Source organism: Listeria grandensis FSL F6-0971 (assembly GCF_000525835.1).
GTDB lineage: Bacteria > Bacillota > Bacilli > Lactobacillales > Listeriaceae > Listeria_A > Listeria_A grandensis.
On sequence record NZ_AODD01000005.1, the window covers coordinates 26,473 to 51,372 of the forward strand.

The 24,900-nt window shown below is 42.9% G+C and carries 26 protein-coding genes, 1 pseudogene and 1 riboswitch; of the genes and pseudogenes, 21 read left to right on the forward strand and 6 right to left on the reverse strand.

Annotated features, from left to right (window positions below; genetic code table 11):
- Positions 1–13 precede the first annotated feature (13 nt).
- The 16 genes and pseudogenes from rplF to PGRAN_RS04560 all read left to right on the forward strand — a co-directional run bounded on the left by rplF (position 14) and on the right by PGRAN_RS04560 (position 10,813).
- Positions 14–550, forward strand: a complete 537-nt coding sequence (gene rplF, locus PGRAN_RS04485; protein WP_036065515.1) for a 50S ribosomal protein L6 — start codon at positions 14–16, stop codon at positions 548–550.
- 34 nt (positions 551–584) lie between these two features.
- On the forward strand, positions 585–944 hold the full coding sequence (gene rplR / locus PGRAN_RS04490) for a 50S ribosomal protein L18 (RefSeq protein ID WP_036065516.1): 360 nt from the start codon (positions 585–587) through the stop codon (positions 942–944).
- 21 nt (positions 945–965) lie between these two features.
- The gene (gene rpsE, locus PGRAN_RS04495; RefSeq protein WP_036060286.1) at positions 966–1,469 is read left to right on the forward strand and encodes a 30S ribosomal protein S5; all 504 of its coding nucleotides are present in this window, start codon (positions 966–968) and stop codon (positions 1,467–1,469) included.
- Positions 1,470–1,485: 16 nt separating this feature from the next.
- Positions 1,486–1,665, forward strand: a complete 180-nt coding sequence (rpmD, locus tag PGRAN_RS04500; protein ID WP_003720933.1) for a 50S ribosomal protein L30 — start codon at positions 1,486–1,488, stop codon at positions 1,663–1,665.
- Positions 1,666–1,720: 55 nt separating this feature from the next.
- Complete coding sequence (gene rplO / locus PGRAN_RS04505; protein ID WP_036065517.1) at positions 1,721–2,161, forward strand: 50S ribosomal protein L15; 441 nt, start codon at positions 1,721–1,723, stop codon at positions 2,159–2,161.
- Positions 2,161–3,463 (forward strand): annotated as a pseudogene (secY, locus tag PGRAN_RS04510) (preprotein translocase subunit SecY). The gene rplO and the pseudogene secY overlap by 1 nt, the downstream one beginning before the upstream one ends.
- A 68-nt stretch (positions 3,464–3,531) precedes the next feature.
- Entirely contained in the window at positions 3,532–4,179 is a 648-nt protein-coding gene (locus tag PGRAN_RS04515; RefSeq protein ID WP_036065519.1) for an adenylate kinase, read from the forward strand.
- 381 nt (positions 4,180–4,560) lie between these two features.
- Positions 4,561–4,779, forward strand: coding sequence for a translation initiation factor IF-1 (gene infA, locus PGRAN_RS04520; RefSeq protein ID WP_036060296.1), 219 nt, complete (start codon positions 4,561–4,563; stop codon positions 4,777–4,779).
- 102 nt (positions 4,780–4,881) lie between these two features.
- Positions 4,882–4,995 (forward strand): 50S ribosomal protein L36, encoded by a 114-nt coding sequence (rpmJ, locus tag PGRAN_RS04525; RefSeq protein ID WP_003156543.1) that lies wholly within the window; start codon positions 4,882–4,884, stop codon positions 4,993–4,995.
- An 18-nt stretch (positions 4,996–5,013) separates the two neighbouring features.
- Positions 5,014–5,379 (forward strand): 30S ribosomal protein S13, encoded by a 366-nt coding sequence (rpsM, locus tag PGRAN_RS04530; RefSeq protein ID WP_036060303.1) that lies wholly within the window; start codon positions 5,014–5,016, stop codon positions 5,377–5,379.
- A 30-nt stretch (positions 5,380–5,409) separates the two neighbouring features.
- Complete coding sequence (rpsK, locus tag PGRAN_RS04535) at positions 5,410–5,799, forward strand: 30S ribosomal protein S11 (RefSeq protein ID WP_036065522.1); 390 nt, start codon at positions 5,410–5,412, stop codon at positions 5,797–5,799.
- A 94-nt stretch (positions 5,800–5,893) separates the two neighbouring features.
- Complete coding sequence (locus tag PGRAN_RS04540; RefSeq protein WP_036060308.1) at positions 5,894–6,838, forward strand: DNA-directed RNA polymerase subunit alpha; 945 nt, start codon at positions 5,894–5,896, stop codon at positions 6,836–6,838.
- Between the two features lie 27 nt (positions 6,839–6,865).
- Positions 6,866–7,273, forward strand: a complete 408-nt coding sequence (gene rplQ / locus PGRAN_RS04545; RefSeq protein ID WP_036065525.1) for a 50S ribosomal protein L17 — start codon at positions 6,866–6,868, stop codon at positions 7,271–7,273.
- A 443-nt stretch (positions 7,274–7,716) separates the two neighbouring features.
- Positions 7,717–8,586, forward strand: a complete 870-nt coding sequence (locus tag PGRAN_RS04550) for a shikimate dehydrogenase (RefSeq protein ID WP_036065527.1) — start codon at positions 7,717–7,719, stop codon at positions 8,584–8,586.
- Positions 8,587–8,622: 36 nt separating this feature from the next.
- Positions 8,623–9,390, forward strand: a complete 768-nt coding sequence (aroD, locus tag PGRAN_RS04555) for a type I 3-dehydroquinate dehydratase (protein ID WP_036065529.1) — start codon at positions 8,623–8,625, stop codon at positions 9,388–9,390.
- A 106-nt stretch (positions 9,391–9,496) separates the two neighbouring features.
- Positions 9,497–10,813, forward strand: a complete 1,317-nt coding sequence (locus PGRAN_RS04560; protein WP_241433275.1) for an MFS transporter — start codon at positions 9,497–9,499, stop codon at positions 10,811–10,813.
- A 3-nt stretch (positions 10,814–10,816) separates the two neighbouring features.
- Here the strand turns inward: PGRAN_RS04560 and PGRAN_RS04565 are convergent, their stop codons facing one another.
- Genes PGRAN_RS04565 through mgtA form a run of 4 tightly spaced genes read right to left on the reverse strand, consistent with a single transcriptional unit; the run spans position 10,817 to position 15,668 of the window.
- Entirely contained in the window at positions 10,817–11,929 is a 1,113-nt protein-coding gene (locus PGRAN_RS04565) for an FtsW/RodA/SpoVE family cell cycle protein (protein WP_036065531.1), read from the reverse strand.
- Complete coding sequence (locus tag PGRAN_RS17705; RefSeq protein ID WP_420911966.1) at positions 11,913–12,461, reverse strand: FtsW/RodA/SpoVE family cell cycle protein; 549 nt, start codon at positions 12,459–12,461, stop codon at positions 11,913–11,915. The genes PGRAN_RS04565 and PGRAN_RS17705 overlap by 17 nt, the downstream gene beginning before the upstream one ends.
- Before the next feature lie 14 nt (positions 12,462–12,475).
- Positions 12,476–13,066, reverse strand: a complete 591-nt coding sequence (locus PGRAN_RS17710; RefSeq protein ID WP_241433277.1) for an FtsW/RodA/SpoVE family cell cycle protein — start codon at positions 13,064–13,066, stop codon at positions 12,476–12,478.
- A gap of 4 nt (positions 13,067–13,070) precedes the next feature.
- On the reverse strand, positions 13,071–15,668 hold the full coding sequence (gene mgtA / locus PGRAN_RS04575; RefSeq protein ID WP_036065533.1) for a magnesium-translocating P-type ATPase: 2,598 nt from the start codon (positions 15,666–15,668) through the stop codon (positions 13,071–13,073).
- A 275-nt stretch (positions 15,669–15,943) separates the two neighbouring features.
- Positions 15,944–16,115, reverse strand: a riboswitch (M-box (ykoK) riboswitch).
- A 581-nt stretch (positions 16,116–16,696) separates the two neighbouring features.
- On the opposite strand from mgtA, the gene PGRAN_RS04585 reads away from it, so the two are divergent.
- Positions 16,697–17,101 carry a DUF3139 domain-containing protein gene (locus PGRAN_RS04585; protein ID WP_036065537.1) on the forward strand — a complete coding sequence of 135 codons (405 nt, stop codon included), beginning with the start codon at positions 16,697–16,699 and terminating at the stop codon, positions 17,099–17,101.
- A gap of 225 nt (positions 17,102–17,326) precedes the next feature.
- Positions 17,327–18,379 (forward strand): hypothetical protein, encoded by a 1,053-nt coding sequence (locus PGRAN_RS04590; protein ID WP_036065539.1) that lies wholly within the window; start codon positions 17,327–17,329, stop codon positions 18,377–18,379.
- Between the two features lie 235 nt (positions 18,380–18,614).
- Here the strand turns inward: PGRAN_RS04590 and PGRAN_RS04595 are convergent, their stop codons facing one another.
- Both PGRAN_RS04595 and PGRAN_RS04600 read right to left on the reverse strand, forming a co-directional pair.
- Positions 18,615–19,985, reverse strand: coding sequence for a M56 family metallopeptidase (locus tag PGRAN_RS04595; protein ID WP_051998416.1), 1,371 nt, complete (start codon positions 19,983–19,985; stop codon positions 18,615–18,617).
- 2 nt (positions 19,986–19,987) lie between these two features.
- Positions 19,988–20,386, reverse strand: a complete 399-nt coding sequence (locus PGRAN_RS04600) for a BlaI/MecI/CopY family transcriptional regulator (protein ID WP_036065543.1) — start codon at positions 20,384–20,386, stop codon at positions 19,988–19,990.
- A 178-nt stretch (positions 20,387–20,564) separates the two neighbouring features.
- Here PGRAN_RS04600 and PGRAN_RS04605 point away from each other — a divergent pair, with 178 nt between their 5' ends.
- The 3 genes from PGRAN_RS04605 to PGRAN_RS04615 all read left to right on the forward strand — a co-directional run bounded on the left by PGRAN_RS04605 (position 20,565) and on the right by PGRAN_RS04615 (position 24,871).
- Complete coding sequence (locus PGRAN_RS04605) at positions 20,565–21,134, forward strand: NAD(P)H-dependent oxidoreductase (RefSeq protein WP_036065545.1); 570 nt, start codon at positions 20,565–20,567, stop codon at positions 21,132–21,134.
- A gap of 273 nt (positions 21,135–21,407) precedes the next feature.
- On the forward strand, positions 21,408–24,395 hold the full coding sequence (fdhF, locus tag PGRAN_RS04610) for a formate dehydrogenase subunit alpha (RefSeq protein WP_036065547.1): 2,988 nt from the start codon (positions 21,408–21,410) through the stop codon (positions 24,393–24,395).
- A complete protein-coding gene (locus PGRAN_RS04615; protein WP_036065549.1) occupies positions 24,395–24,871 on the forward strand; it encodes a helical membrane plugin domain-containing protein in 477 nt (158 codons plus the stop codon). The genes fdhF and PGRAN_RS04615 overlap by 1 nt, the downstream gene beginning before the upstream one ends.
- Positions 24,872–24,900 lie beyond the last annotated feature (29 nt).

The following is a 24,900-nucleotide window of genomic DNA, read 5'->3' on the forward strand; positions in this document are numbered from 1 at the left end:
GGAGGTGCAATAAATGTCCCGTATAGGTAAAAAAACAATTGTTATCCCAGCTGGTGTTACTGTAACATTAGATGGTTCAACAGCAACTGTTAAGGGCCCTAAAGGTGAATTAGTAAAAACTTTTAACCCAGATATCTCAATCAATATCGAAGGAAGCGAGATCAATGTGACTCGTCCTTCTGACAATAAAACACACCGTGCGCTTCATGGTACGACACGTGCTATTTTAAATAACATGATTATCGGCGTATCTGAAGGCTACGAAAAAACTCTTGAGCTTATTGGTGTCGGTTACCGTGCTGCAAAACAAGGCACTACTCTTGTTTTAAACGTAGGTTACTCGCATCCAGTAGAATTCGAAGCTCGTCCAGGTGTTGAAGTGGAAGTACCAGCAAACACGAAAGTTATCGTGCGCGGTATTAACAAAGAACACGTTGGCGAATTGGCTGCAAATATCCGTTCCGTACGTCCACCAGAGCCTTACAAAGGTAAAGGTATCCGTTACGAAGGCGAATTTGTACGTCGTAAAGAAGGTAAAACCGGTAAATAATGCCGCATAAAAGCTAAGAGAAGAGGTGAGTCGTGTGATTACCAAAATCGACAAAAATAAAGTGCGTAAAAAAAGACATGGTCGTGTTCGTTCTAAGATTTCTGGAACAGCAGCCCGTCCACGCTTGAACGTATTCCGTTCAAACAAGAACATTTATGCTCAACTTATTGATGATGTTAACGGTGTAACAATCGCTAGCGCATCTAACGTAGATAAAGATTTCCCTAAAGCTGAGTCCAAAGTTGACGCAGCTACAAAAGTAGGCGAAATCGTTGCAAAACGCGCTACAGAAAAAGGCGTTAAAGCTGTTGTATTTGACCGCGGTGGTTATTTGTATCATGGTCGTGTAAAAGCTTTAGCTGAATCTGCTCGTGAAAATGGATTGGAATTTTAATAAGAAGGAGGGACAACTTACATGCCTCAACAAATCGATGGAAACAAATTAGAATTAGAAGAACGCGTAGTTACTATCAACCGTGTTGCGAAAGTAGTTAAGGGTGGTCGTCGTTTCCGTTTTTCAGCGCTCGTAGTCGTTGGAGATAAAAACGGTCATGTTGGATTCGGTACTGGTAAAGCGCAAGAAGTTCCAGATGCGATCCGTAAAGCAATTGACGATGCTAAGAAGAATATGATCTTCGTACCAACTGTTGACACTACAATCCCACACACAGCAATCGGTCATTTTGGTGGTGGAGAAATTCTCCTAAAACCTGCAAGCGCCGGTTCTGGTGTAACTGCTGGTGGTCCAGTTCGTGCTGTCCTTGAGCTTGCTGGTGTTGCTGATGTGTCTAGTAAATCACTAGGTTCTAACACACCAATCAACATGGTTCGCGCTACATTCGACGGTATCAAACAACTTAAAAAAGCTGAAGATGTTGCGAAATTACGCGGCAAAACAGTTGAAGAATTACTAGGATAAGGAGGGAATAAACGTTATGGCGAAATTAGAAATTACTCTAAAACGTAGCTTAATCGGACGCCCTCAACCACAACGCAAAACAGTTCAAGCTCTTGGCTTGGGAAAAACTAATTCTGTTGTTGTAAAAGAAGATAATCCTGCAATTCGTGGGATGATCACTAAAGTTAGTCATTTAGTGGACGTTAAAGAAGTTTAAGCTATTAATGAATTTTAAAATGAATAAAATCGTAAATTAGGAGGAGGTGCTTGACATGAAACTTCACGAACTTAAACCTGCAGAAGGTTCTCGTAAAGAGCGTAATCGTGTTGGTCGTGGTATGAGTTCTGGTAACGGTAAAACATCAGGACGCGGTCACAAAGGTCAAAAAGCACGTTCAGGTGGCGGTGTACGCCTAGGCTTCGAAGGTGGACAATTACCATTGTTCCGTCGTATTCCAAAACGTGGTTTCACAAACATCAACCGCAAAGAGTATGCTGTTGTGAACATTGATGTTTTAAATCGCTTTGAAGAAGGTACAGAAGTAACACCTGAATTATTAATTGAAACAGGTATCGTTCGTAACGCAAAATCCGGAATTAAGATTTTGTCTAACGGTGCAATCGAGAAAAAACTTACAGTGAAAGCTAACAAATTCTCATCGGCTGCTAAAGAGGCTATAGAGGCTGCTGGTGGAAAAACTGAGGTGATCTAATGTTTTCGACGTTGATCAATTTTTTCAAAGTTGCTGATATTCGTAAGAAAATCATGTTTACGCTAGCTATGCTTGTCATTTTCCGTATCGGAACATTTATTCCTGTACCGGGAGTGGACGCAGCAGCTATCCAAAAATCGATGGAATCAGGAATTCTTGGATTCTTGAACACTTTCAACGGTGGTGCACTGAAGAATTTCTCGATCTTTGCGATGGGCGTAATGCCATACATCACTGCATCGATTATTGTGCAATTGTTACAAATGGATGTTGTGCCAAAACTTACTGAGTGGTCCAAGCAAGGTGAGATGGGACGTAAGAAATCAAATCAATTGACGCGTTACTTAACGATTGGACTAGGGCTTGTCGAAGCATTCGGTATGGCATTTGGGTTCAATAGATTGAGTGGTTCAGGTTTCATTGTGAATCCTTCCATCGCTCAATATCTGGCAATTGCGGTTGTTCTTACTACTGGTACAATGTTCTTAATGTGGCTAGGTGAACAAATTACTGTGAGTGGCGTTGGTAATGGGATTTCTATTATTATCTTTGCTGGAATTGTAGCACAGATTCCAGATGGGTTGCGTTCTCTATACGCATCACAAATTGAAGACGCTGGTGATCAGTTGTTCATGCGCGTCCTGATTCTTATCGCCATTGCCGTGGCAGTTTTAGCGATCATTGTGCTCGTTATTTACTTCCAACAAGCATTGCGTAAGATTCCAATTCAATACTCAAAACGTGTCGCTGGTGCAAAAACTGGTGGGGCACAAGCAACACATTTACCGCTGAAACTTAACTCTGCTGGGGTTATACCGGTAATCTTTGCAAGTGCATTCATCATTACACCGCAAACTATTTTGAGCTTTGCCTTCGTTGATTCATCCAGTCAAGTTGTAAAAGTCTTAAAACAAATTTTTTGACTATACGCAACCGATTGGTATGTGTCTATATGTTGCCTTGATTATCGCATTTACTTACTTCTATGCGTTTATCCAAGTGAACCCTGAGAAAGTTGCAGATAACTTGAAGAAACAAGGTGGGTATATTCCAAGTAAACGTCCTGGTCGTGAAACACAAGCGTATCTTACGAGTGTGCTTTATCGTCTAACTTTTGTTGGTGCGATCTTCCTTTCTGTAGTTGCAATCATGCCTACAATCGGAGCATCTGTATTCGATCTTCCGCAATCTGTTGCCATCGGTGGTACGAGCTTGCTGATTGTTATCGGGGTTGCCCTTGATACAACAAAACAATTAGAAGGACAACTTGTGAAACGAAATTATCGAGGATTTATCAAATAAACACGTGGGTCGGCTGAGGATCAACCCTCGGAAGTCCCAACGTGCTACCTAATAAAGGGGCGATACAGTTGAAACTAGTGTTAATGGGACTGCCCGGTGCCGGTAAGGGTACGCAAGCTGAAAAAATTGTTGCGAAATACAATATTCCTCACATTTCAACTGGGGATATGTTCCGCGCAGCAATAAAAAATGGCACGGAATTAGGACTAAAAGCCAAATCCTTCATGGATAGCGGTAATTTGGTACCTGATGATGTGACAAACGGTATCGTTCGTGAACGCTTAGCCGAAGATGATGCTAAGAATGGTTTCTTGCTTGATGGATTTCCACGTACCGTTGAGCAGGCTGGGGAACTTGAGAAAATTCTTTCGGACCTCGGAACAAAGCTTGATGCTGTTGTTAACATTCAAGTAGATAAAAGCAGTCTGATGAAACGTCTAACCGGTCGCTTCATTTGTCCGACATGTGGTAAAACGTATCACGAAGTTTTCAATCCTCCGAAACAAGCGGGGATTTGTGACGTCGATGGTGCTACACTTTACCAACGCGAAGACGATAAAGCAGAAACTGTGGAAAATCGACTAAATGTTAATATCAAACAAACCCAACCATTATTAGATTTTTATGGTGAAAAAGGAACATTATTTGCGGTAAACGGAGAGCAAGATATTGATATCGTGTTCGAAGACGTAGATAAGATTCTCGCTTCATTTTAATGAGGTCATCGCTTATTCACAGTCGGTACCTATGTAGTGCAAAATGTTTTGTTTTGTAGTATAATGGGTAATTGGCAGTGCGAATGAGTAACAACTATGCGAAACATGATGAACGAGAGATTGTCTGAAGATCATCTGGATAAATAGGAATGCTACTGGAAATAGTGATATGAAGGCGTTCGTAAGGGCCAGATGCACTTGTACTTCCATTTTTGCGGGACCGTACTTTTACCGATTGTCTGAAGATGTATAAAATTAATTCCTTGTCGTGGGGAACGATTTTGGTATGTCTAGCGTTTTTTCATGTAATAAAATTTTACGCGAAAAGAAATGGCAGACCTGTAAATGGTCCAGTTAGAAGAAGTAAGGAGGTAGCAACTTATGGCAAAAGAAGATGTAATCGAAGTGGAAGGTACAGTGGAAGACACATTGCCTAACGCGATGTTCAAAGTTGTACTAGAAAATGGTCATACTGTTTTAGCTACAGTTTCTGGCAAAATCCGTATGCACTATATTCGTATTTTACCAGGTGATAAAGTAACGGTGGAACTTTCCCCGTATGACTTAACACGTGGCAGAATCACTTACCGTTTTAAATAATAATTGACTCGGAAATGAAATTATATACCGGTCTGGTTCGCCAGCTGTTTTTCAATCGGTTTATAGAGACATTTTCTCTAGTAAACAAGGAGGTATATCTACATGAAAGTAAGACCATCAGTAAAACCAATCTGTGAGAAATGTAAAGTTATTCGCAGAAAAGGTAAAGTAATGGTAATTTGTGAAAATCCGAAACATAAACAAAAACAAGGATAAGAGGAGGTGCTTTTATAAATGGCACGTATTGCAGGTGTTGATGTTCCGCGCGAAAAGCGTATCGTAATATCTTTGACTTACATCTATGGTATCGGTAACCAAACGGCTAAAGATGTATTAAAAGAAGCAGGAGTTTCTGAAAATACTCGTACTCGTGATTTAACTGAAGAAGAACTTGGTAAAATCCGTGAACTAGTTGATAAAATTAAGGTTGAGGGTGATCTTCGTCGTGAAGTGAACTTGAATATCAAACGTTTGATCGAAATCGGTTCTTATCGTGGCATGCGTCATCGTCGTGGTCTACCAGTTCGTGGACAAAACACGAAGAACAACGCACGTACTCGTAAAGGCCCATTAAAAACGGTCGCAGGTAAGAAGAAATAATTATTAGTAAGTAAAGGAGGTAGTTAGTGAATGGCTCGTAAAACAAATACTCGTAAACGTCGTGTGAAAAAGAATATCGAAGCTGGTATTGCACACATTCGTTCTACATTCAATAATACAATTGTAACGATTACTGACACTCACGGTAATGCGGTAGCATGGTCAAGTGCAGGCTCTCTTGGTTTCAAAGGATCTCGTAAATCGACTCCTTTCGCGGCGCAATTAGCTGCTGAAACATGTGCAAAAGCTGCGCAAGAACATGGCTTGAAAACTTTGGAAGTAACAGTTAAAGGACCTGGTGCAGGACGTGAAGCTGCGATTCGTGCTCTTCAAGCTGCTGGTCTAGATGTAACTGCTATTAAAGATGTGACTCCAGTTCCTCATAACGGATGTCGTCCTCCAAAACGTCGTCGTGTCTAAGTAGTCGTATTTTGTTCGCAACTTTGAACTATTGTCACGAGATTCTTCATAAGGATCTTAGCCAAAGAGACGTTTTGAAGGAGGGTAAATTTGAATGATCGAAATTGAAAAACCGAAAATCGAGACGATTGAGATCAGCGATGATGCCAAGTATGGAAAATTTGTTGTAGAGCCACTAGAGCGTGGATATGGTACAACTTTGGGTAACTCCTTACGTCGTATTCTGTTATCTTCTCTTCCTGGTGCTGCAGTGACATCTATCCAAATCGATGGAGCGTTACATGAGTTTTCTGTAATAGAAGGTGTAGTAGAAGATGTAACAAGCATGATTTTAAATATCAAGAAACTTGCACTTAAAGTGTATGCCGAAGATGATAAAACTTTGGAAATTGATATGCAAGGTCCTGGCGTTGTAACTGCTGGCGATATTAACTATGATAGTGATGTTGAAATTCTAAATCCAGATCTTCACATTGCCACTCTTAGCGATAACGCAAAATTCCATGTTCGCTTAAACGCGGCTCGTGGTCGTGGTTATACACCTGCGGATCAAAATAAACGTGAGAATATGCCAATCGGTGTGTTACCAGTTGACTCGATTTTTAGCCCGGTTATCCGTGTTAACTATCAAGTGGAAACAACACGTGTTGGACAATCCACAAATTATGATAAGCTTACTTTTGATGTTTTGACAGACGGAAGTATTAGCCCTGAAGAAGCTGTTTCCTTGGGAGCAAAAATTCTTACAGAGCATTTGAATATTTTTGTTGACTTAACAGATGAAGCCCAAAAAGCAGAAATCATGATCGAAAAAGAAGAAAGCCATAAAGAGAAAGTGCTTGAAATGACAATTGAAGAATTGGACTTATCTGTTCGTTCTTACAACTGCTTGAAACGCGCTGGAATCAATACAGTACAGGAATTAGCTGACAAATCTGAGGATGATATGATGAAAGTTCGTAACTTGGGTCGTAAATCTCTAGAAGAAGTTAAAGTGAAACTGTCTGACCTTGGCTTAGGTTTAAGAAACGAAAATTAATTTTTACTTTGTGAAGGAGGGAAATCCATGGGTTACAGAAAATTAGGTCGTACTAAATCGCAACGTAAAGCATTGCTACGTGATCTAGCGACTGATTTAATCGTTTTCGAACGTATCGAAACAACTGAAGCGAAAGCTAAAGAGATCCGTTCAATCGTTGAAAAACTGATCACTTCTGGTAAAAAAGGAGATTTGCATTCTCGTCGTCAAGCAGCTGCCTTTGTACGTCACGAAGTTGTTAACGTGGTACAAAAAGAAGTGAAAGATAAAGATGGTAATACTGTGACAAAAAATCGTCCAGTTTACGCTTTACAAAAATTATTTGATGATGTTGCTCCACGTTACGCGGAACGTCAAGGCGGATATACTCGTATCTTGAAAAAAGGTCCTCGTCGCGGCGACGGTGCACCAATGGTTATCATTGAATTAGTATAATTCATGTGTCTAAAGCAAGTGGAGTGTTATGATAGAGCGGTTCGCCGCCTCTGTCTAGCTCTGTGTGTTTCCTCTTCGCGGTGGCGAGGAGGAACGCAGGCTTTTTTTTATTGTGAATCAAGGGGTAACCCTTATTCACGATCTTACATATGCAAAAAAGACTTATCGTTGTTATTCGATAGGTCTTTTTTGTGTTTATGCGAGGTGAGAGAATAGTTGGGAAGCTTTCTTGTTTAAATAGCTACAGTCGGATATAATGAGATGGAAGAATGGATAGTTGGTGTTTGAGTGAGCTATGAGAATATTTTTCTGGATGTGAATAAATAAATTGACTGGAAAAAGGGAGTCTATTTCTGGTATGATTGTGAGGTTGGATGAATTTACTGATTTTGCTGATAAAAGAATAGTATGGATACATAAATTAGGAAGGGTGTTTTTTAAGTATGACAGAGCGGATTTCAGGGAAGACGAAGTTAATTGGGTTATTAGGTACGCCGATTTCTCACAGTTTATCACCAAAAATGCATAATGAAGCATTTTCCAAGTTAGGATTGGACTATGTTTATTTGGCGTTTGATGTTGGAACCGAGCAACTAGCCGATGTTGTGAAGGGGTATCGGGCAATGGGGATTCGGGGTTGTAATGTGACGATGCCGAATAAGGTGTTGGTGAAGGAATATTTGGATAAGCTATCTCCTGCTGCCGAACTTGCGGGTGCGGTGAATACCGTTGTGAATGATAATGGTGTTTTGACAGGGCATATTACGGATGGAACGGGATATATGCGGGCGCTTGAGGAAGCAAAGGTTGATATTATCGGTAAGAAAATGACGATTGCAGGTGCTGGTGGTGCTGCTACAGCGATTTGTATTCAGGCGGCACTTGATGGTGTAGAGGAAATCTCGATTTTTAATAGGAAAGACGAATTTTACAAGCGAGGAGAACAGATGGTGCGTGACATTAATGCCAAAACAGATTGTAAGGCACAACTTTTTGATTTAGCTGATTTGGAAGCGCTTCGGAATGAGATGATGGCTAGTGTTATTTTTGTCAATGCGACTTCGGTTGGCATGGAACCACTTGTTGGCCAAAGTGTTGTACCGGATGTGTCTTATCTACGTCCAGAACTGATTGTGTCGGATGTTGTGTATGTTCCTGCGAAGACGCGCTTGTTAGAAATGGCAGACGAGGCAGGGTGTACAACGGTTAATGGCCTGGGAATGATGTTGTGGCAAGGTGCGAAAGCTTTTGAAATTTGGACTGGAGAAGAAATGCCAGTTGGGGATATCAAGGAATTACTGTTTAAAAAATAGGGCGATTGAGAATGGATAGTAGAGAGGAAAGCGGATATGAAAAGTGTTTTAGTAAGAGATGTCGTGATTGGTGAGGGTGCGCCTAGTATTTGTGTTCCTATGGTTGGTAAGACGGCTGTGCAATTAGTCGAGGAAGCGCGTATGCTGATGGGGGTTGATTTGGATATTGTGGAATGGCGAGTCGATTTCTATGAAGACGTGGCGGATACTGAGAAAGTAAAGGAAACGCTGCATGAGATTCGAGGCATTTTGAACAATATACCGCTGATTTTTACATTTCGAAGTGCGAAAGAGGGCGGTGAGCTTGAATTTCCTGTGGCGAGTTATGTGGAGCTGAATAGGGCAATTGCGGCGACTGGCATGGTGGATATCGTGGATGTGGAGCTGTTTACAGGAGATGAGGAAGTGGCACAACTTGTGGAGGCTGTGCATCAGGCGGGTGCGAAGGTCATTATGTCGAATCATGATTTCGATAAGACGCCGAGTGAGGATGAGATCGTGGCGCGACTTGTGAAGATGCAAGATTATGATGCAGATCTACCTAAAATGGCGGTGATGCCACAATCGGCGGCGGATGTGTTGACATTACTTAGTGCAACGAATACGATGCGTGAAAAGTATGCGGATCGCCCGATTATCACGATGTCGATGGCAGGGACTGGCGTTATTTCACGCTTGGCTGGAGAAATTTTTGGCTCGGCATTGACGTTCGGGGCAGCGAAAAAGGTTTCCGCGCCTGGACAGGTTCCGGTGGGTGAGTTACGCCAAGTGTTGACGTTGTTGCATAAAAGCTTGAATGGATGAAAATAGAGCCTCTTGGGAAATCATTTATTTTCTGAGAGGTTTGGGCATTTTTATTATGTAATGGAGCCCTATTAGTAATACTTGAATGCACCTGGGAGGGAAAAGGATGGAACAGCAGATGAAACCAAAGAGAGTTGTCGCAACAAAGAAAAAATTTAGATATTGGATCGGCCTGTTGCTTGGGTTTGGTTGTTTAGTGAACTATTTTGATCGAATTAATTTGACGGTAGCGGGGCAAGTTTTAATGGATGAACTCAGTATTACGCCAGCGATGTTCGGCATTTTATTATCTTCTTTTTCTTGGACGTATGCGTTAATGCAGATTCCTATGGGCTTGGTGTTGGATCGGATCGGTGTGAAGTGGTTGAATCGGGTTTGCTCGATTGTATGGGTTTTCGCGACGGGATTGACGGCTTTTATTAGTGGATTACTACCATTATTTATTTTGAGATTATCGCTGGGTGTGGCGGAAGCGCCGGCGTTTAGTGCGGCTTCGAAGGCGACGGGATATTGGTTTCCGCTGAAAGAACGGGGATTTGCGACGGCGATGTTTGATATGTCGTCAAAACTATCGAATGTGATTGGAGTGCCAATGGTTGCTTTTATTATTGCCAAATGGGGCTGGCGTGAGGCTTTCATTGTGACGGCGATTATTAGTATTGTGTACTGTGTTTGGTTTTGGGTGCTTTATCGGGACCCTGAGGAACATCCGCGGCTTTCGAAAGAGGAGTTGGATTATATTCAGTCGGGCGATGCACAAAAACAGGTCGCGCCTGGTGAGGGAAGTAGTTTGCTTTATTTGGTGAAGCAGCGCAAGTTGTGGGCGCTTGCCATTGGTGCGGCGGCGTATAATTATTCGTTCTTCTTGTTTTTGACGTGGTTGCCAAACTATTTGATGCAGGAGCTTCATTTAGATATTATGAAATCGGGATTATATACGGCGATTCCGTGGGCTTGTGGGGCGCTATCTAGTGTTTTAATTGGTGGCTTGCTCGTTGATTTTCTGATTAAGCGTGGATTTGATCCATCGAAGGTTCGGAAGTTGTTTCTAACGATTGGAATGTTGCTAGGGCTTGCGGTTATTGGTGCGGCAACGACGAAGGATACGCAGACGGCGATTATATTCTTTAGTATTGCGGTGTCGGGAATTTGTATCGCGTCTACGATTAATTGGTCAATGCCGTCGATTTTAGCGCCGAATGGCTCGGTTGGGACTGTGGGCGGATTTATGAACTTTATTGGGAATCTGACGGCGATTGCTGCTCCGATTGTGACGGGTTTTATCGTCGGTGCGACGGGAAGTTTCTCGATTGCTTTTGTTGTGGCAGGTGTCGTGATGCTGATCGGGATTTTATCGATTACGATCTTCTTAGGCCGCATTGAAAAAATTCCAGATGAGGAGAAAAAGGCGATTTTAGATTGATTGCTAAGTTCGACTCAGGCTGGTATCGTCATTTTTGATAACGGCGAGAATGGTGCCGAGTGCGATCATGTTTCCGAGTGTCGAGCTACCGCCGTAACTGATAAATGGTAGTGGGATACCGGTGAGTGGCATCAGACCAATAGTCATCGCGATATTTTCGAAAATATTGAAGGCGAACATCATCGCAAAACCAGCGATGACATAGGTAGAAAAACTATTTTTCATGTGTAGTGCAGCGATGATGAGTTGGTGGATGAAGAGCATGAACAGGATAAGTAGTAGACTGGCGCCGATGAAGCCGAATTGGTTGGCGATAGTGCTGAAAATCATGTCGGTATGGCTTTCGGGAATGTAGACGGAAGACGAGTTGTTGCCAGACATCGTTCCTGAGCCGATCGCCTTTAGGGAGCGGTCCACTTGATAGAAGGAATTTGGATCGCTTGCTGGATCAAGCCATGTATGGATGCGTCGGAATTGGTAGCTCTTGAAGCCAATTTTTTCGAGTAAGGTGACGTGATAGACGACTAGGTAGAGCCCACCACTGACAGCTACAACGAGTGATGCTAAGATCGTGATGATGAGTTTGGTGGATTTCAGGGCTAGGATGCTAATCGTGAAGGCGCTGACGAAATAGACGATCGTTGTGCCAAGATCGGGTTGCCTCATAATTAAAAGCAGGATGACTGCTACGAGCGACCAGGTAATGAGTAGCTGTTTCCAAATGACGCGTTCGTATTTTGCCGCAAAATGGGCGATAACGATGATGAACATCGATTTGGCGACCTCTGATGGTTGTAGGGAGATTCCTGGGAACTGATACCAACGTGTCGCGCCATTAATTGTTGATACGAGTGGGTTTGGAATTAGGATGCCGACAAGCAGGATAACCATGGCGAGGTACACCCAGAGAATGTTGGCGCGAACGAAGGTCATATTGAGTTTCGATAGGAGAAATACAGTACCGAAGCCGATGATAATGTAGACGACTTGCATACGGAAGAAGTTGGTGTTGTATTGATTGGTTTGTTGAGCCATGAAAATCGCGAGGCAGCTAATTATGGATAGTATGCAGATGATGACGACCAGGCTTTCGCGGAGTCTATTGTTGGTTTGCATGAGTATTCCTTCTTTCTGTGAGGGTTATTTGGCGTTCGGCACTAATGAGAAATCCGACGCCGCATGATAGGGTGATAATGGAGGTACCGCCAAAACTTATAAATGGTAGCGGGACACCGGTAAGGGGAATCATACCGCTGACGCCGCCGAGGTTTAGGAAGGTTTGGACGGCAATCCAGGTCGCGAAGCCGATGCAGATGGAAGTGTCGAAGGCTGATTGACTGCGAAGCGCGATGTGAAAAGCTTTCCAGATGAAAAACAGGATGAGGCTCAAGGTCACGAGAATACCCATGATGCCGAGTTCTTCCGAGATGACAGCACTGATAAAATCGGTATGGGATTCAGGCAGAAATCCGAGTTTTTGGACGCTGTTTCCGAACCCTTTGCCAAAAATACCGCCGTCTGCAATCGCGTAATAGCCGTTTCTTAGTTGATAAGATGCGTCGAGATTAGCTTCGTTAAACGGATCAAGAAAGGCGAATCGCCCGAGTCTTGTCTGGCTGAAAAAATCGGGATGAACCAGATAAATCACGCCGAGACTAAGCGCTATGAAGAGCATGACGGTAAGCGCGAGTTGGCTGATTCGGCGTGCTGAGAGCCTGATGTGAGCAATTGTGCGGCAAAAATACATAGAACGATAAAACTAGTTCCTAAATCTGGTTGTAAAATAATGAGGCCTACGCAAAATAAAATATAGGCGATGAGTAAGTAAGTGACGCGATTTGAGCGCATCATTTTTGGAAAGTAATGCACGATGAAGTTGCCGGTAACAATGATGAGTAGGCTTTTGACGAGCTCAGTTGGTTGGAGTGTGGCGCTGCCTAGTTGAATCCAACGCTGGGCATTGTTTGTTGCAGTACCAGTAAGTAGGATGAGGACTAGCAGGAGGACAGCGATTCCGCCTGCTAATTTCATCGTTTTTTTAGAACAGAATGGTGCCGTTTTTAGTTTTGCAAAGAAGAGTAGGCAAGCGATGCCGATCGCGTAAAAAAGGGCTTGCCGGATGACGAAATACTGGCTTGTGACCTCATAGCGATTGCCAGCGGATGCATAACTGGCGCTGTAAACGAGGAGACAACTCCAAATCCCGATGGCGATGTAGGCGAGAATAATGATGCTGTTCTGCTTTGTAAACATAGCTTTAAATCCAATCGTGGAATTTCTTGATGTAGAGATTTTTGGCGATTTGGACGGTTACCATGTAGCCCGCAAGAATCGCGATAAGCCATGGGAAGTAGCTGAGCGGTAGGCTAACAAGTCCGATATTATGACCAAGCGTCGTGAATGGAATGATAATACCGATGCCCATCACGATAAGAGTGGAAATCATCACTGGTGCAGCCGCACGACTTTGGATAAATGGAATTTTTTCAGTACGGATCATGTGAACGACGAGCGTCTGTGTGAGTAGGCCAACGATGAACCAGCCACTTTGGAACAGCGCTTGCTCAGCAATGGTATTAGCGCTAAAGACGAACCACATGATGGCAAACGTGAGGATATCGAAAATCGAGCTGACTGGGCCAATTAGAAGAATGAAGCGCAACATGTTTTTACGATCCCATTTACGCGGTTTTTTCAAGAAGGATTTATCCATTTTATCCCACGGTAGCGTCATTTGGGAGACATCATACATGAGATTTTGTAAGAGTAGGTGAATCGATAGCATCGGTAAAAATGGCAAGAAGGCGCTGGCAACAAGGACACTAAACACGTTCCCAAAATTGGAGCTGGCTGTCATTTTCATGTATTTCAAGATGTTTCCGAAGACGTTTCTGCCTTCCGTTACGGCGTCGTTTAGGATGGTTAAACTCTTTTCGAGTAGAATTATCGAACTCGCATCCTTGGTTATATCGGCGGCAGTATCAACGGAAATACCAACATCTGCTTTGCGCAAGGCTGGGGCATCATTGATTCCATCGCCCATAAAACCAACTGTGTGACCGTCATTTCGAATGAGGTGAATAATGCGAGATTTCTGTGTTGGCGTGAGCTTAGCAAAGATGTGATGGGTTCTCGTTGCTTCGGTGAGTTCGTCATCGTATAGGAAATCAATATCGGAGCCGAGTAGGAATTTCTCGGATGGAATGCCGACTTGGTTGCAAATTGTTTGGGCAACGATTTCATTGTCTCCGGTAAGGACTTTGACGGTAACGCCGTGGTCGTGTAGAGATGCAATCGCGGGTTTGGCGGATGGCTTGGCGGGATCTAAGAAGCCGAGGAAGCCGATCAGTGTCATATTTTGCTCATCGATGACGGAAAAGGATTCTTTTTCTGTCTTGGTTTTCGTGGCGATGGCGATAACGCGCATGCCGTTACGGTTCATAATTTCACATTGTGTGTGAAGGCGTTTCTTGATGGCATCGTTTAGTTCAATGATAGTGCCATTTTCTTCAAGTTGAGAACAAACGCCGAACATTTCGGCAATGGCGCCTTTCGTAATCATTTGAATGCTGTCTTTTTTGCGTAAAATCACACTGAGGCGGCGGCGGGCAAAATCGAACGGGATTTCATCGATTTTTTCTGGTGTTGTGAAACGCTTGCTGTCATCGATTTTTTCCATGTGTGAAATAATTGCGTGATCCATGATATTTTTCCAGCCAGTTTGAAAATGACTATTTTGGAAGGCGAGGGCTAACACTTTATTGGATGTTGCACCAGTCGTATCAATGTGTTCGATAAGTTCCACTTTATCTTTGGTTAGCGTGCCGGTTTTGTCTGTACAGAGAACATCCATCGCGCCAATGTTTTGAATTGCGGATAGTTCTTTGATGATGACTTTCTTTTTTGCCATGCGAACGGCGCCTTTTGCGAGGTTGGTGTTGACGATCATTGGCAGCATTTCAGGTGTAAGCCCTACAGCCACAGCCACAGCGAATAGAAGTGCTTCGGTCCAATTACCTTTCATAATACCATTGATCAAAAAGACGATCGGAACCATCACGAGCATGAGGTACATCAGTAGTTTGGAAATGGATTTGACGCCTTTATCAAAACTGGTTTCATCGCGTTTGGTGAGGGCTTCTTGGGATAGTGAACCGAAAATCGTGTTATCGCCAGTCTTTAGAATCAACGCTTTTCCTTGACCGCTAATGACATCAGTCCCCATAAATGCCAAATTGTCTCGTTCAAAAATGCTGAGACTTTTTTCGGTAGCTTCGACAAATTTTTCAACGGGAATGGATTCACCGGTGAGTGGTGATTGGTTGATAAATAGGTCTTTGGCTTCGATGATTCGCGCGTCTGCAGGGATGATGTCGCCGGTTGAAAGGAAAACGATATCGCCTGGAACGACATCGACAATCGGGATTTCTCTTTGCATACCGTCACGAATAATCGCGGTCGTATTTTCAATCATGCTTTTCAGGGAGAGACTGGCTTTTTGGGCGCGCATCGATTGAACGAAGCTGAGAATGACGCTAAATAGGATCATCAGAGCCATAATGATGGTCGCCTCAATGTCGGAAGTCACATAAGAAATAATCATAAGGAAGGCAAGAATATAAATAAATGGATTGTGGAAAGCCTTGGCTAGATTGATGTACCAAGGTGTTGGTTTTTGTTCAGCGGTGATGTTATCGCCGAATTTAGTGCGTCGTCTTGTTACTTCTGCTTCGTTTAGGCCTTTGGTCGTTGTTTTGTATTTTGCGATAGTCGCGTCTTTCTGGGATGTGGAATCTTGGAGTAGTGTCCGGTTCACTTCTTGTTCATTGCGTAACTTGTTTAGTGCTTTTTTCATTGTATTATCCTCCGATTCAGTTCTAAACTGTCACGGCTTTTTTTAGGTTTCTGGTGGAGTAAAAGCCATTCCAGTCCGTTATTAAGTTCGATGATTCAGGTTCTGCAGGGTCGTCCTCTAGAAATTGTGGCATGCTACTCCACCTCCGTTCTATATAATTTGACAATAATAAACATAATAGCAGAATTTTCATTTCATACTTAATTACGCACAAAAAATCCCTACCTGTCTAGTGACTTTGGCAGAGATCCAGAATTTTATGCGCATAAAAAACATAGTATTCCCCTCGCTAAAGATTTGGCACTATACAACGTAAAGAAAACGGGTTTCTTAGCCACATTATGGAAAGCCTTAATCCGACAATCCCTGTTCAACCCATTGGCGTCTTTGGACATTTTTGGGCAGTGGCATATGTTCATATAGGAGCCTCACTATACAGGTCGTTCAGCGTGCCGACAAATACTCATCTTCGTCGTTAAAGTCTGCGTTCCGGTGCTCATGTACAGTCGTACACTCCGCTTTGTTGAGGCACTTTGAGCATAAGCGATTTAGAGCCTCAATATGCAGATGAACAAAGTGAATCTGTAGTCCATCAGAGCATGCCGTGCCTAGAATCTAAGCATTTGTCGGCACGCTGAGGTTTGGAGGTGCGGTCTGAATTGGCGTTTGGAAGAGACTGTTTGGCATGCTGATTTTTTAGTTATTATTGTTCTTACACTCCCTAGGTTAGCATCGATGTTTTTTTGTGTCAAGGGGGTTTCCCTAAAAATGTTGCGTGAGGGCAATATGTTTGTTGGGGGAGGAGGGGCGTGGGAAGGGTTCGGGGGATTGGACGGGACTTTAAAAAATTTTTATTTTTTGCTTTGTGGATGTATGGGATTGTATCGGGTTCTTTAAGGTTTGTTAAGGAATGTGTGGGGGATTAAATATTTCCTAAAGATATGCGGATTGTCATTGTCTGGAATTGGGATATGTGATACGTTTAGGGTGGGTTTTGGAAAATTCATGAAGTGCGAGGGGCTGATGAAATGAGGAATAAGTATAGTTGGATGTTGCTTGGGCTCGCTGTGATTGTGACTGGATTTTTAGTTGGGAAACATTATTATACGAAGGCTTACGCGAAGAGGGAAATCGATGCGTTTGTTACGGAACAGGGTGTGCCAAGCAAGGCTATTTATGATGAAAAAATGGTGTGGGATTGGCAGAAGAGCGGGGACTACATAAAGCGTTTTAAGGTGCGCGGTGATTCGGCGGATATTGTTTATGGGTATCTTTTTATTGTGGGAGGCGGGGATGTTTTGTTTATGCCGTATTCGTCTACGAGTGATGAGCCGGATGTGAAGTATCCACCTGAGAAGACGGAGGATGATTTTAATTTGTATTACGGAGAGGCTATGAGGATGGGGGTTCGTCGCTGTATGTGCATCATTTGAAGTTGTTTACTGGTGTGGAGTCTGGGCTTTACGATGGGAAGTATGTGTTACATAAGAGTAGTGATATTTTTGATTCGGATGGGAAAAGATTGACGTGGATGAGATTAAAAAGGGTGATAAGTTGAAAATATATTTTTCGGATGAAGTAGCGATTAAAGAGACATATCCTGCGCAAATTGATGGAGAGTATATTTTTAAAGTTGTGAGGGAATGAGGAGGACGGCTATGAAGAAGATAGTTGTGGCTGCGATAGTTGTTTTATTAGTTATGGGAGCAGGCGTTACGATAGATAAAATAGTGAAGAATAGCAAAATTATGCGTGTGCAGGTGAAGATGGAGAAGGATAGGACGCGGTATATTGGAGAGGATGGAATCTCTTTTTATTCAATGGTGGATACGCGGGATAAGATTTATACGTTAGTGGATACCGAGGGGGATACGGATGCATATAGAATCGCAAAGGAGGTTTATGCGATTGATAAGAAGACTGGGGAAATGGAGAAGGTGCCTGGTTCTAGCAAGCTGAAGTTTGGCATGGACGGGATTGAGTCTACTTTTGGAAACGAGGATTATCTTGGTTGGGTGGAAGCGGACGCGGATTCTGCAACGCGGACGGTTATTTATGATATCGAGCAGGAGAAAATTATGAAGAAATGGGAGGGGAGTGATACGCTCTCATTGTCAAGTCCGACTGTGGTTGGGCACCAATTTTATTGGTTGGAGTCTAGAGATAAGGAGCCGGGTCTCATTAAGTTTTATGATTTGAAAACTGGTGAGGAGGGGCAGATTGATGAAGTTGGAGCTGAGGGGACGATTTTAGCTTTCTCGGAGCATAAAATGTGGTATCAGGATATTCGGCGAGGAAGCGGGCATTTGAAGAGTTATGATTTGAGGAACGGGAATTATGAAATACATGATCTGGGTGTGGATTATAATGATTTGAAGCCAGTCGGTGATGACTTGGTTGGTTATTTTAAGGACGGCGGGCTTTATTTATACGATACTAAACTTCAAAAATCGGTGCTGTTGCGTGAGAATGATAATGGGATTAAGGCGAATTATGATGGGAAGGGCATTATTATTTCGGATCAGCTTTCCTATAAAATAGAGAGTCTGAATGAGGTTCAATATGATAACACGATTGAATCAGAGTACCCAGATAATTATCGATTTTCATCAGATGAACGGGTTCAGTCATTGCTGTTTGTCACGAGAGTTGGGGAGCATGAGGAGATTATATGGATGAATTGGGATGCTTTGCGATGGTTAGGAAAATAGTGAGTTTAGTAGCGTGTATGCTCAAATATGGCTTGGCAGTGATCGCGAAAAATGAAACTGTATCTATCCTTTATTTAAAACGGAAGGGAGCTAAATAATATCCTATTTTGTATAGCAAAAACCATGGAATTTAGAATTTTTAGTCTAAATTCCATGGTGAGTATCAGTTAGAAGAAAATCGCTTGTTTTTGTCTACTTGAGAGACAAGCGGGAGAGCATTTCCTCATTTCTAATGTTATTTACTCGCTGCGTTTTCTTTCGCCATTTCTTGTTTCTTTTGTTCAGTAGCAGCCGCTTCTTGTTTGTTGATTTCTTCATTTGTTGCCTTAATCGCTGCATTGTGTTTTGCCATTTCTTGTTTCTTTTGTTCGTAAGCCGCGGCTTCTCGTTTGTCCATTTCTTCGTTTGTTAGGTTTTCTGTTGCCTTTTCTTCAGTAGCAGCATTTTCCCCAGCCATTTTTAATTTATAATCAGCAGCCATTTTTTCGTCGTACTCTCCGCTTGCCACTTTATCCGCTGCTTCTTGTTTTACAGCCTCTTCTTTTTTCATTTTATCAGCCATTTCTTGTTTTTGAGATTCAGTTGTCTCCGCCTTTACGTCTACTAGAGAGAATGCGGATACTCCCAAAATAGCGATGAAACCTACTGCAGTCAAAAGTTGTGATTTTTTATTAAATTTTTTAATCATTATAATTCTCCTCTTTAATCTTATTTTATTTTTACTGAAATGTGCTAGTGTAGATGGCTGATAATACGTAGAATATTGCTCTACTAATGCAATAATGGTATATCCGTAGGCGCTTCTTTCTGTCGGATTAATGAAAGTCATAGCCATATTATCGCAGGCCATTTCTTGATCTTCACGCATCGCACGACAGGCGTACCAAAGAATAGGATTGAACCAATGGACAATGAGCAGGCAATTCATTAGTAAATTAATGCTGATATCTTTTCTTTTATAATGGGATAATTCATGATAAAAAATGTACCTTAGTTGATTGTCTTCTAGATGCTTCACATGTTTTTCATCAAGTAAAATCCTAGGTTTACTAATTCCGAATAAGGTAGGGCTTGAAATTTTGCCGGAATAGCATAGCGGGATGTCTTTTTTTATCGCCATTTCTTTCTTGCAATTCCGATAAATGTCCAACACTCTTTTTTCAGTTATAACGGGTTGCTTACTTATATAGTTATATAAACGTCTGTTTGTTAGTATCATGAACAATCCAGCAATCAAGACTCCTACTATCCAAATAATTAAAAAGATAGTATATGCGTTGTTTTCAACAGGGATTTCTTCTATTTGTATTGGTGTTAGAGCTATGCTTTCTGGTGCGGTGGTGCTTTCTTGGCTAGTAACGGAGGAAGGTTCTTGGTTTATTGGAAGTAGGGCATAGATGCTAAAGGAACTTTCGGGAAACCATGGGAGTATAAGCCTTGCTACAAGAATAAGCCATAATGCATATTTCCATTGAGGAGTTAGCCATTTTCTTAATACGAATCTTATGCACAGAATAACAAGCACTAACACACTTGCCAAAATAGAAGTTTCGATGACCCAATCAAAGATAGAAGCGAGGTACGTATGCCATATCATATGGAACATAACTATCTATCCTTTCTGGGATTGGACTCAGCTTTATCATCTAAGAGTTGTCTTAATTCATCGATGTCTTCTGATGATAGTTTTTCCTCTTTTATAAAATTAACAAGTAGTGGTTTGAAGGCTGCACCATAAAAGCGTCCCAATAGGGATTTTGTTTCGCTTTGCATGTAATCTTCTTGGGATATTAAAGCGGTGTATGTGTGCAGTTTTCCTTTTTCTTGATGAGAGGAAATAGCTTCTTTTTGGACTAAACGGTTGATCAAAGTTCGTATTGTTTTAGGACTCCAATCATGCACCCCATCAAGCGCTTGAATAATCTCGCTAGCTGTGAGTGGAGATTCTTTCCAAATAACTTTGATAACTTCTAATTCAGCTTCGGATATCTTAGATGAGTGTCCCATATTATTCCTCCTTTCTGCAGACTACATATGTAATCTGTATATGAATGTTAACATGTATTGTTATTGGAAGTCAACCCCCGTTTTAGTATCTATGTTGCATCTAAACGCTTTATGGAGTAGAGTAGCATGTATAAAGGGCTATCACTCACAAAATACCAAGTAAGGGGAGCGATCAAAGGTGAATGTACTACTAATTTATACGTATCCAAATCATGAGGGGCTAAATTATGCTATAAAAAAGACCGTGGAGAAGGAGTTAGGTAAGAAGAATATCGTCAAGGAAATTGATCTTTACAAAGAGGAATTCGATCCAGTTTTGCGTTTTGATAGTGTGAATAAGCGTCGGGATTTATTTAAAGATGCGTACACGAAGGAATATAGAGATCAGATTCTTTGGGCGGATTTTTTGATTTTTATATATCCGATTTGGTGGAGCAGTACGCCGGCGATTCTAAAGGGATTTATTGATAAGGTGTTTGCGAAGGATTTTGCGTATAAATATAAAGGTATCCGACCGATTGGACTTTTGAAAGGAAAGCGGGCTTGGATTATTAATACGCACGATACGCCTGCTATTTATGCTAATTTTATTCAGAAGGATTACGGTCGAATTTTAAGTAAACAAATTTTGAAAATGTGTGGTATTTCGACATATAAGCACACTTCTTTATCTTATGTAAAAGGTTCTAATGAAGTCAAAATAAATAAATTTCTTCAAAAAATTGCTAAGATTAGCAGTGATATTTGATATGAGAATGTGTTCATGAGGTTTGTTTAAGGTAAAATTAAATACAAATTTGGAGTTGATCTATAGTAGGCTAATTAGGTCTTATTTAGAACGGATTTCACAATCTATGGGACAGCTATAAAAGGGCGCCAACGCATGATTGAGAACGATTATCAGTGGGCTTTTTGCTATTCAATTTTCACAATAACTGATATAATGTAAAAGAGTGGAAACGCTTCCTAATGGTTTTCCTAGAATGGCATGAGTTCTTAGTTTTCAAGGAGGGATTTTTGGATGGGTGCGAAGGTGAAAGTCACGGTGAAGATTAACGGCAAGGCGCATGATGTGGAAGAAGGAACGCGAATTTTAGATTATTTGAATGATGAGGGCGTGCATCATCCGCATATTTGTTATAGTAAGCAGATGGGCGCGATTCAGTCGTGTGATACGTGTATGTGTGAAGTTGACGGCGAGTTGATGCGGGCTTGTAGTACGGATTTCAAGGATGCAATGGATATTAAGCTGGATTCGGAAAAGGCGAAAGAGGCGCAGCTTGAGGCAATGGATCGGATTTTGGAAAATCATATGTTGTATTGTACGGTGTGTGATAATAATAATGGGAACTGTCGGGTACATAATACGGCGGAACTGCTTGAGGTGGATTCGCAGGAGCGGCCATTCCGTGAGAAGGGCTATATCAATGACTTCTCGCATCCGTTTTATCGTTATGATCCGGATCAGTGTATTCTTTGTGGGCGCTGTGTCGAGGCGTGTCAGAGTGTGCAGGTGAATGAGACGCTTTCGATCGATTGGGATCGGCCGCAGCCTCGGGTTATTTGGGATGATGATCGTCCGGCGAATATGTCGTCGTGCGTGTCGTGCGGACTGTGTGCTACCGTGTGCCCTTGTAATGCGTTGATGGAGAAATCGATGCTCGGTCAAGCTGGGTTTATGACGGGAATTGGCGAGGAAGTGCTAGAGCCAATGATCGATATGGTTAAAAAAGTGGAGCCGCCGTATCAAACGGTTTTCGCGTTGTCGGAAATGGAAAAATCGATGCGGGATACGCGGACGAAGAAGACAAAAACGGTTTGTACGTTCTGCGGAGTCGGGTGTACGTTTGAGGTTTGGACGAAAGGTCGTCAAATCTTGAAAGTGGAGCCGACTGGTGAAGGTCCTGTGAACAAGTTTGCGACGTGTGTGAAGGGTAAATTTGGTTGGGACTTTGTGAATAGTGACCAACGTTTGACGTCGCCGCTGATTCGTCAAGGGGATGAGTTTGTTGAGGCATCGTGGCAGGAAGCGATTGCGTTTATTGCGGAGCGTTTGGGTAGTTTGCGTTCGGAGTTCGGCAATGATTCGCTCGGATTTATTTCTTCTTCTAAGACGACGAATGAGGAGAATTATTTGATGCAAAAATTGTCTCGCCAAGTGTTTGAGACGAATAATGTGGACAATTGTTCGCGTTATTGCCAAGCGCCGGCGTCGGATGGTTTGACGAATACGGTCGGGATTGGTGCGGATTCGGGAACGGCGGAGGATATTGAGACGGCTGGACTTGTCATTTTGGTCGGTTGTTCGCCTGCGGATGGGCATCCGGTTCTTGCTAGTCGTATGAAGCGTGCGCAGAAATTGAACGGCCAGAAATTGATGGTTTCGGATCTTCGGAAACATGAGATGGCGGAGCGCGCGGACTTGTTTATTCGTCCGAAACAGGGCACGGATTTTGTGTGGTTGACGGCGGTTGCGAAGTACATGATTGATATGGGCTGGCATGATGCTCCGTTTATGGAGGCGCGGATTTCGAATGTGGAGGATTATATGACGTTCCTTGCGCCGTTTACGCTAGAATATGCGGAAAAAGAAACAGGGCTTTCGATTGAGACGCTTGAAAATGTGGCACAAATGGTGCATGAGGCTGACGGGACGGCGATTTGTTGGGGTATGGGTGTGACGCAAAACATTGCGGGCTCGCATACGTCGGCGGCGATTTCGAACTTGCTGCTTGTGACGGGAAACTTTGGTCGTCATGGCGCGGGCGCGTATCCGCTTCGTGGGCACAATAACGTGCAGGGGGCTTGTGATATGGGATCCTTGCCAAACGTATTGCCAGGCGTGCAGTCGCTTCTAAATCCAGAAGTTCGCGCGCGTTTTTCGGAAGCGTATGGCGTGGAAATTTCGGAAGTACCAGGTCTTAAAAATAATGAAATGTTGGACGCTATCGAGGCTGGGACGCTTAAAGCAATGTACTTGATTGGGGAAGAGATGGCTTGGGTGGACTCGAATACGAACCATGTTCAAGATACACTTGCAAAACTCGATTTCTTCGTGGTTCAGGATGTCTTTTTATCGAAGACGGCGCAATTTGCTGATGTTGTTTTACCGGCATCGCCTTCGCTTGAAAAAGAGGGGACATTTACGAATACGGAGCGTCGTGTGCAGCGCCTGTATGAAGTGTTGGAGCCGCTTGGTGATTCGAAACCGGATTGGTGGATCATTCAAGAAGTGGCGAACGCGTGTGGTGGAAATTGGAACTTTACGCATCCGAGCGAGATTATGGATGAGGTTGCTAGTCTTGCGCCATTCTTTGCGGGTGTGAGCTATGACCGGATGGAAGGTTTTGATAGTCTTGTTTGGCCGGTTTCGGCGGATGGTGTCGATATGCCGTTGCTTTATGAGGATCGTTTTAATTTCCCAGATGGCAAGGCAAAACTTTCTGTATTGCCATACATTGCGCCGATTGAGTTCCCGAAAGAGTTTGATTTAACGCTGAACAATGGCCGTTTGTTGGAGCATTTCCATGAAGGGAATTTGACGCATAAAACGAAGGGTCTAGACTACAAATTACCAGAAGTTTTTGTAGAGGTATCGAAGGAATTGGCGCAGAAACGTGGCATTGAGGACGGTTCGCTTGTGCGGTTGACGTCGCCATACGGTCACATTAAGGTGCATGCGGTCGTGACGGATCGGGTTCGCGCGAATGAGGTTTACTTGCCAATGCACTCGGTCAGCCACGAAACGGCGGTCAACTTATTGACGTCTAGCGCGGGCGATGTGCGGACGAAGACACCGGCCTACAAACAAACGAAGGTAAACTTGGAAGTATTGCAAAAATGTGGCGAAAATCCGCTACCGAAACATAATCCGCGAAATGCGGCAAGATTCCCGCAAAATGGTGTGGAAATCGAGCGCAAGTGGGCTCGTGCGGACTACAAACCGATTTCGAAACATAATTGTGCTTGTGGTGGAAACTGTGCGTGTAAGAAAGGGAGTGAGGCGTGATGGCAGAACCTATTTCTAAAATACGCCGTGTGGAAAAGACGGATGATCAGATAAAACAGGATAAAATGACGGCAATAAAAGACCAGATTGCGACGGATGACGTGGCTTTCATGGAAGTTTTGGAGTTAGTGAAGGCGTTGCATGATTCTGGGGCGCTAGACATGTTGAACAGTGCTTTGAAGGCGAAAGAGGACATCGCGACGACATTTTTGAATGAAGCTCGGAAGGAACCGGCGACGAATGCGATTAATAATTTGATGATGACTAGTAAATTATTGACGGAGACGAAGCCGGAGCAGACGGAGAAAATGTTGGAGGGGCTTGCAAACGCGCAGGCGAAGGCAAATGAGAGCTTGAAAGAGGACACGACGCTGGGACTATTCGGACTGGCGAAAGCGATGAAGGACCCTGATGTGAATCGGGCGTTGCGTTATGGTTTAGCATTTCTGAAAGGTGTCGGACAGGAATTGAAATAAAAATGAGACTCCAGATGCTGCTTACAAAC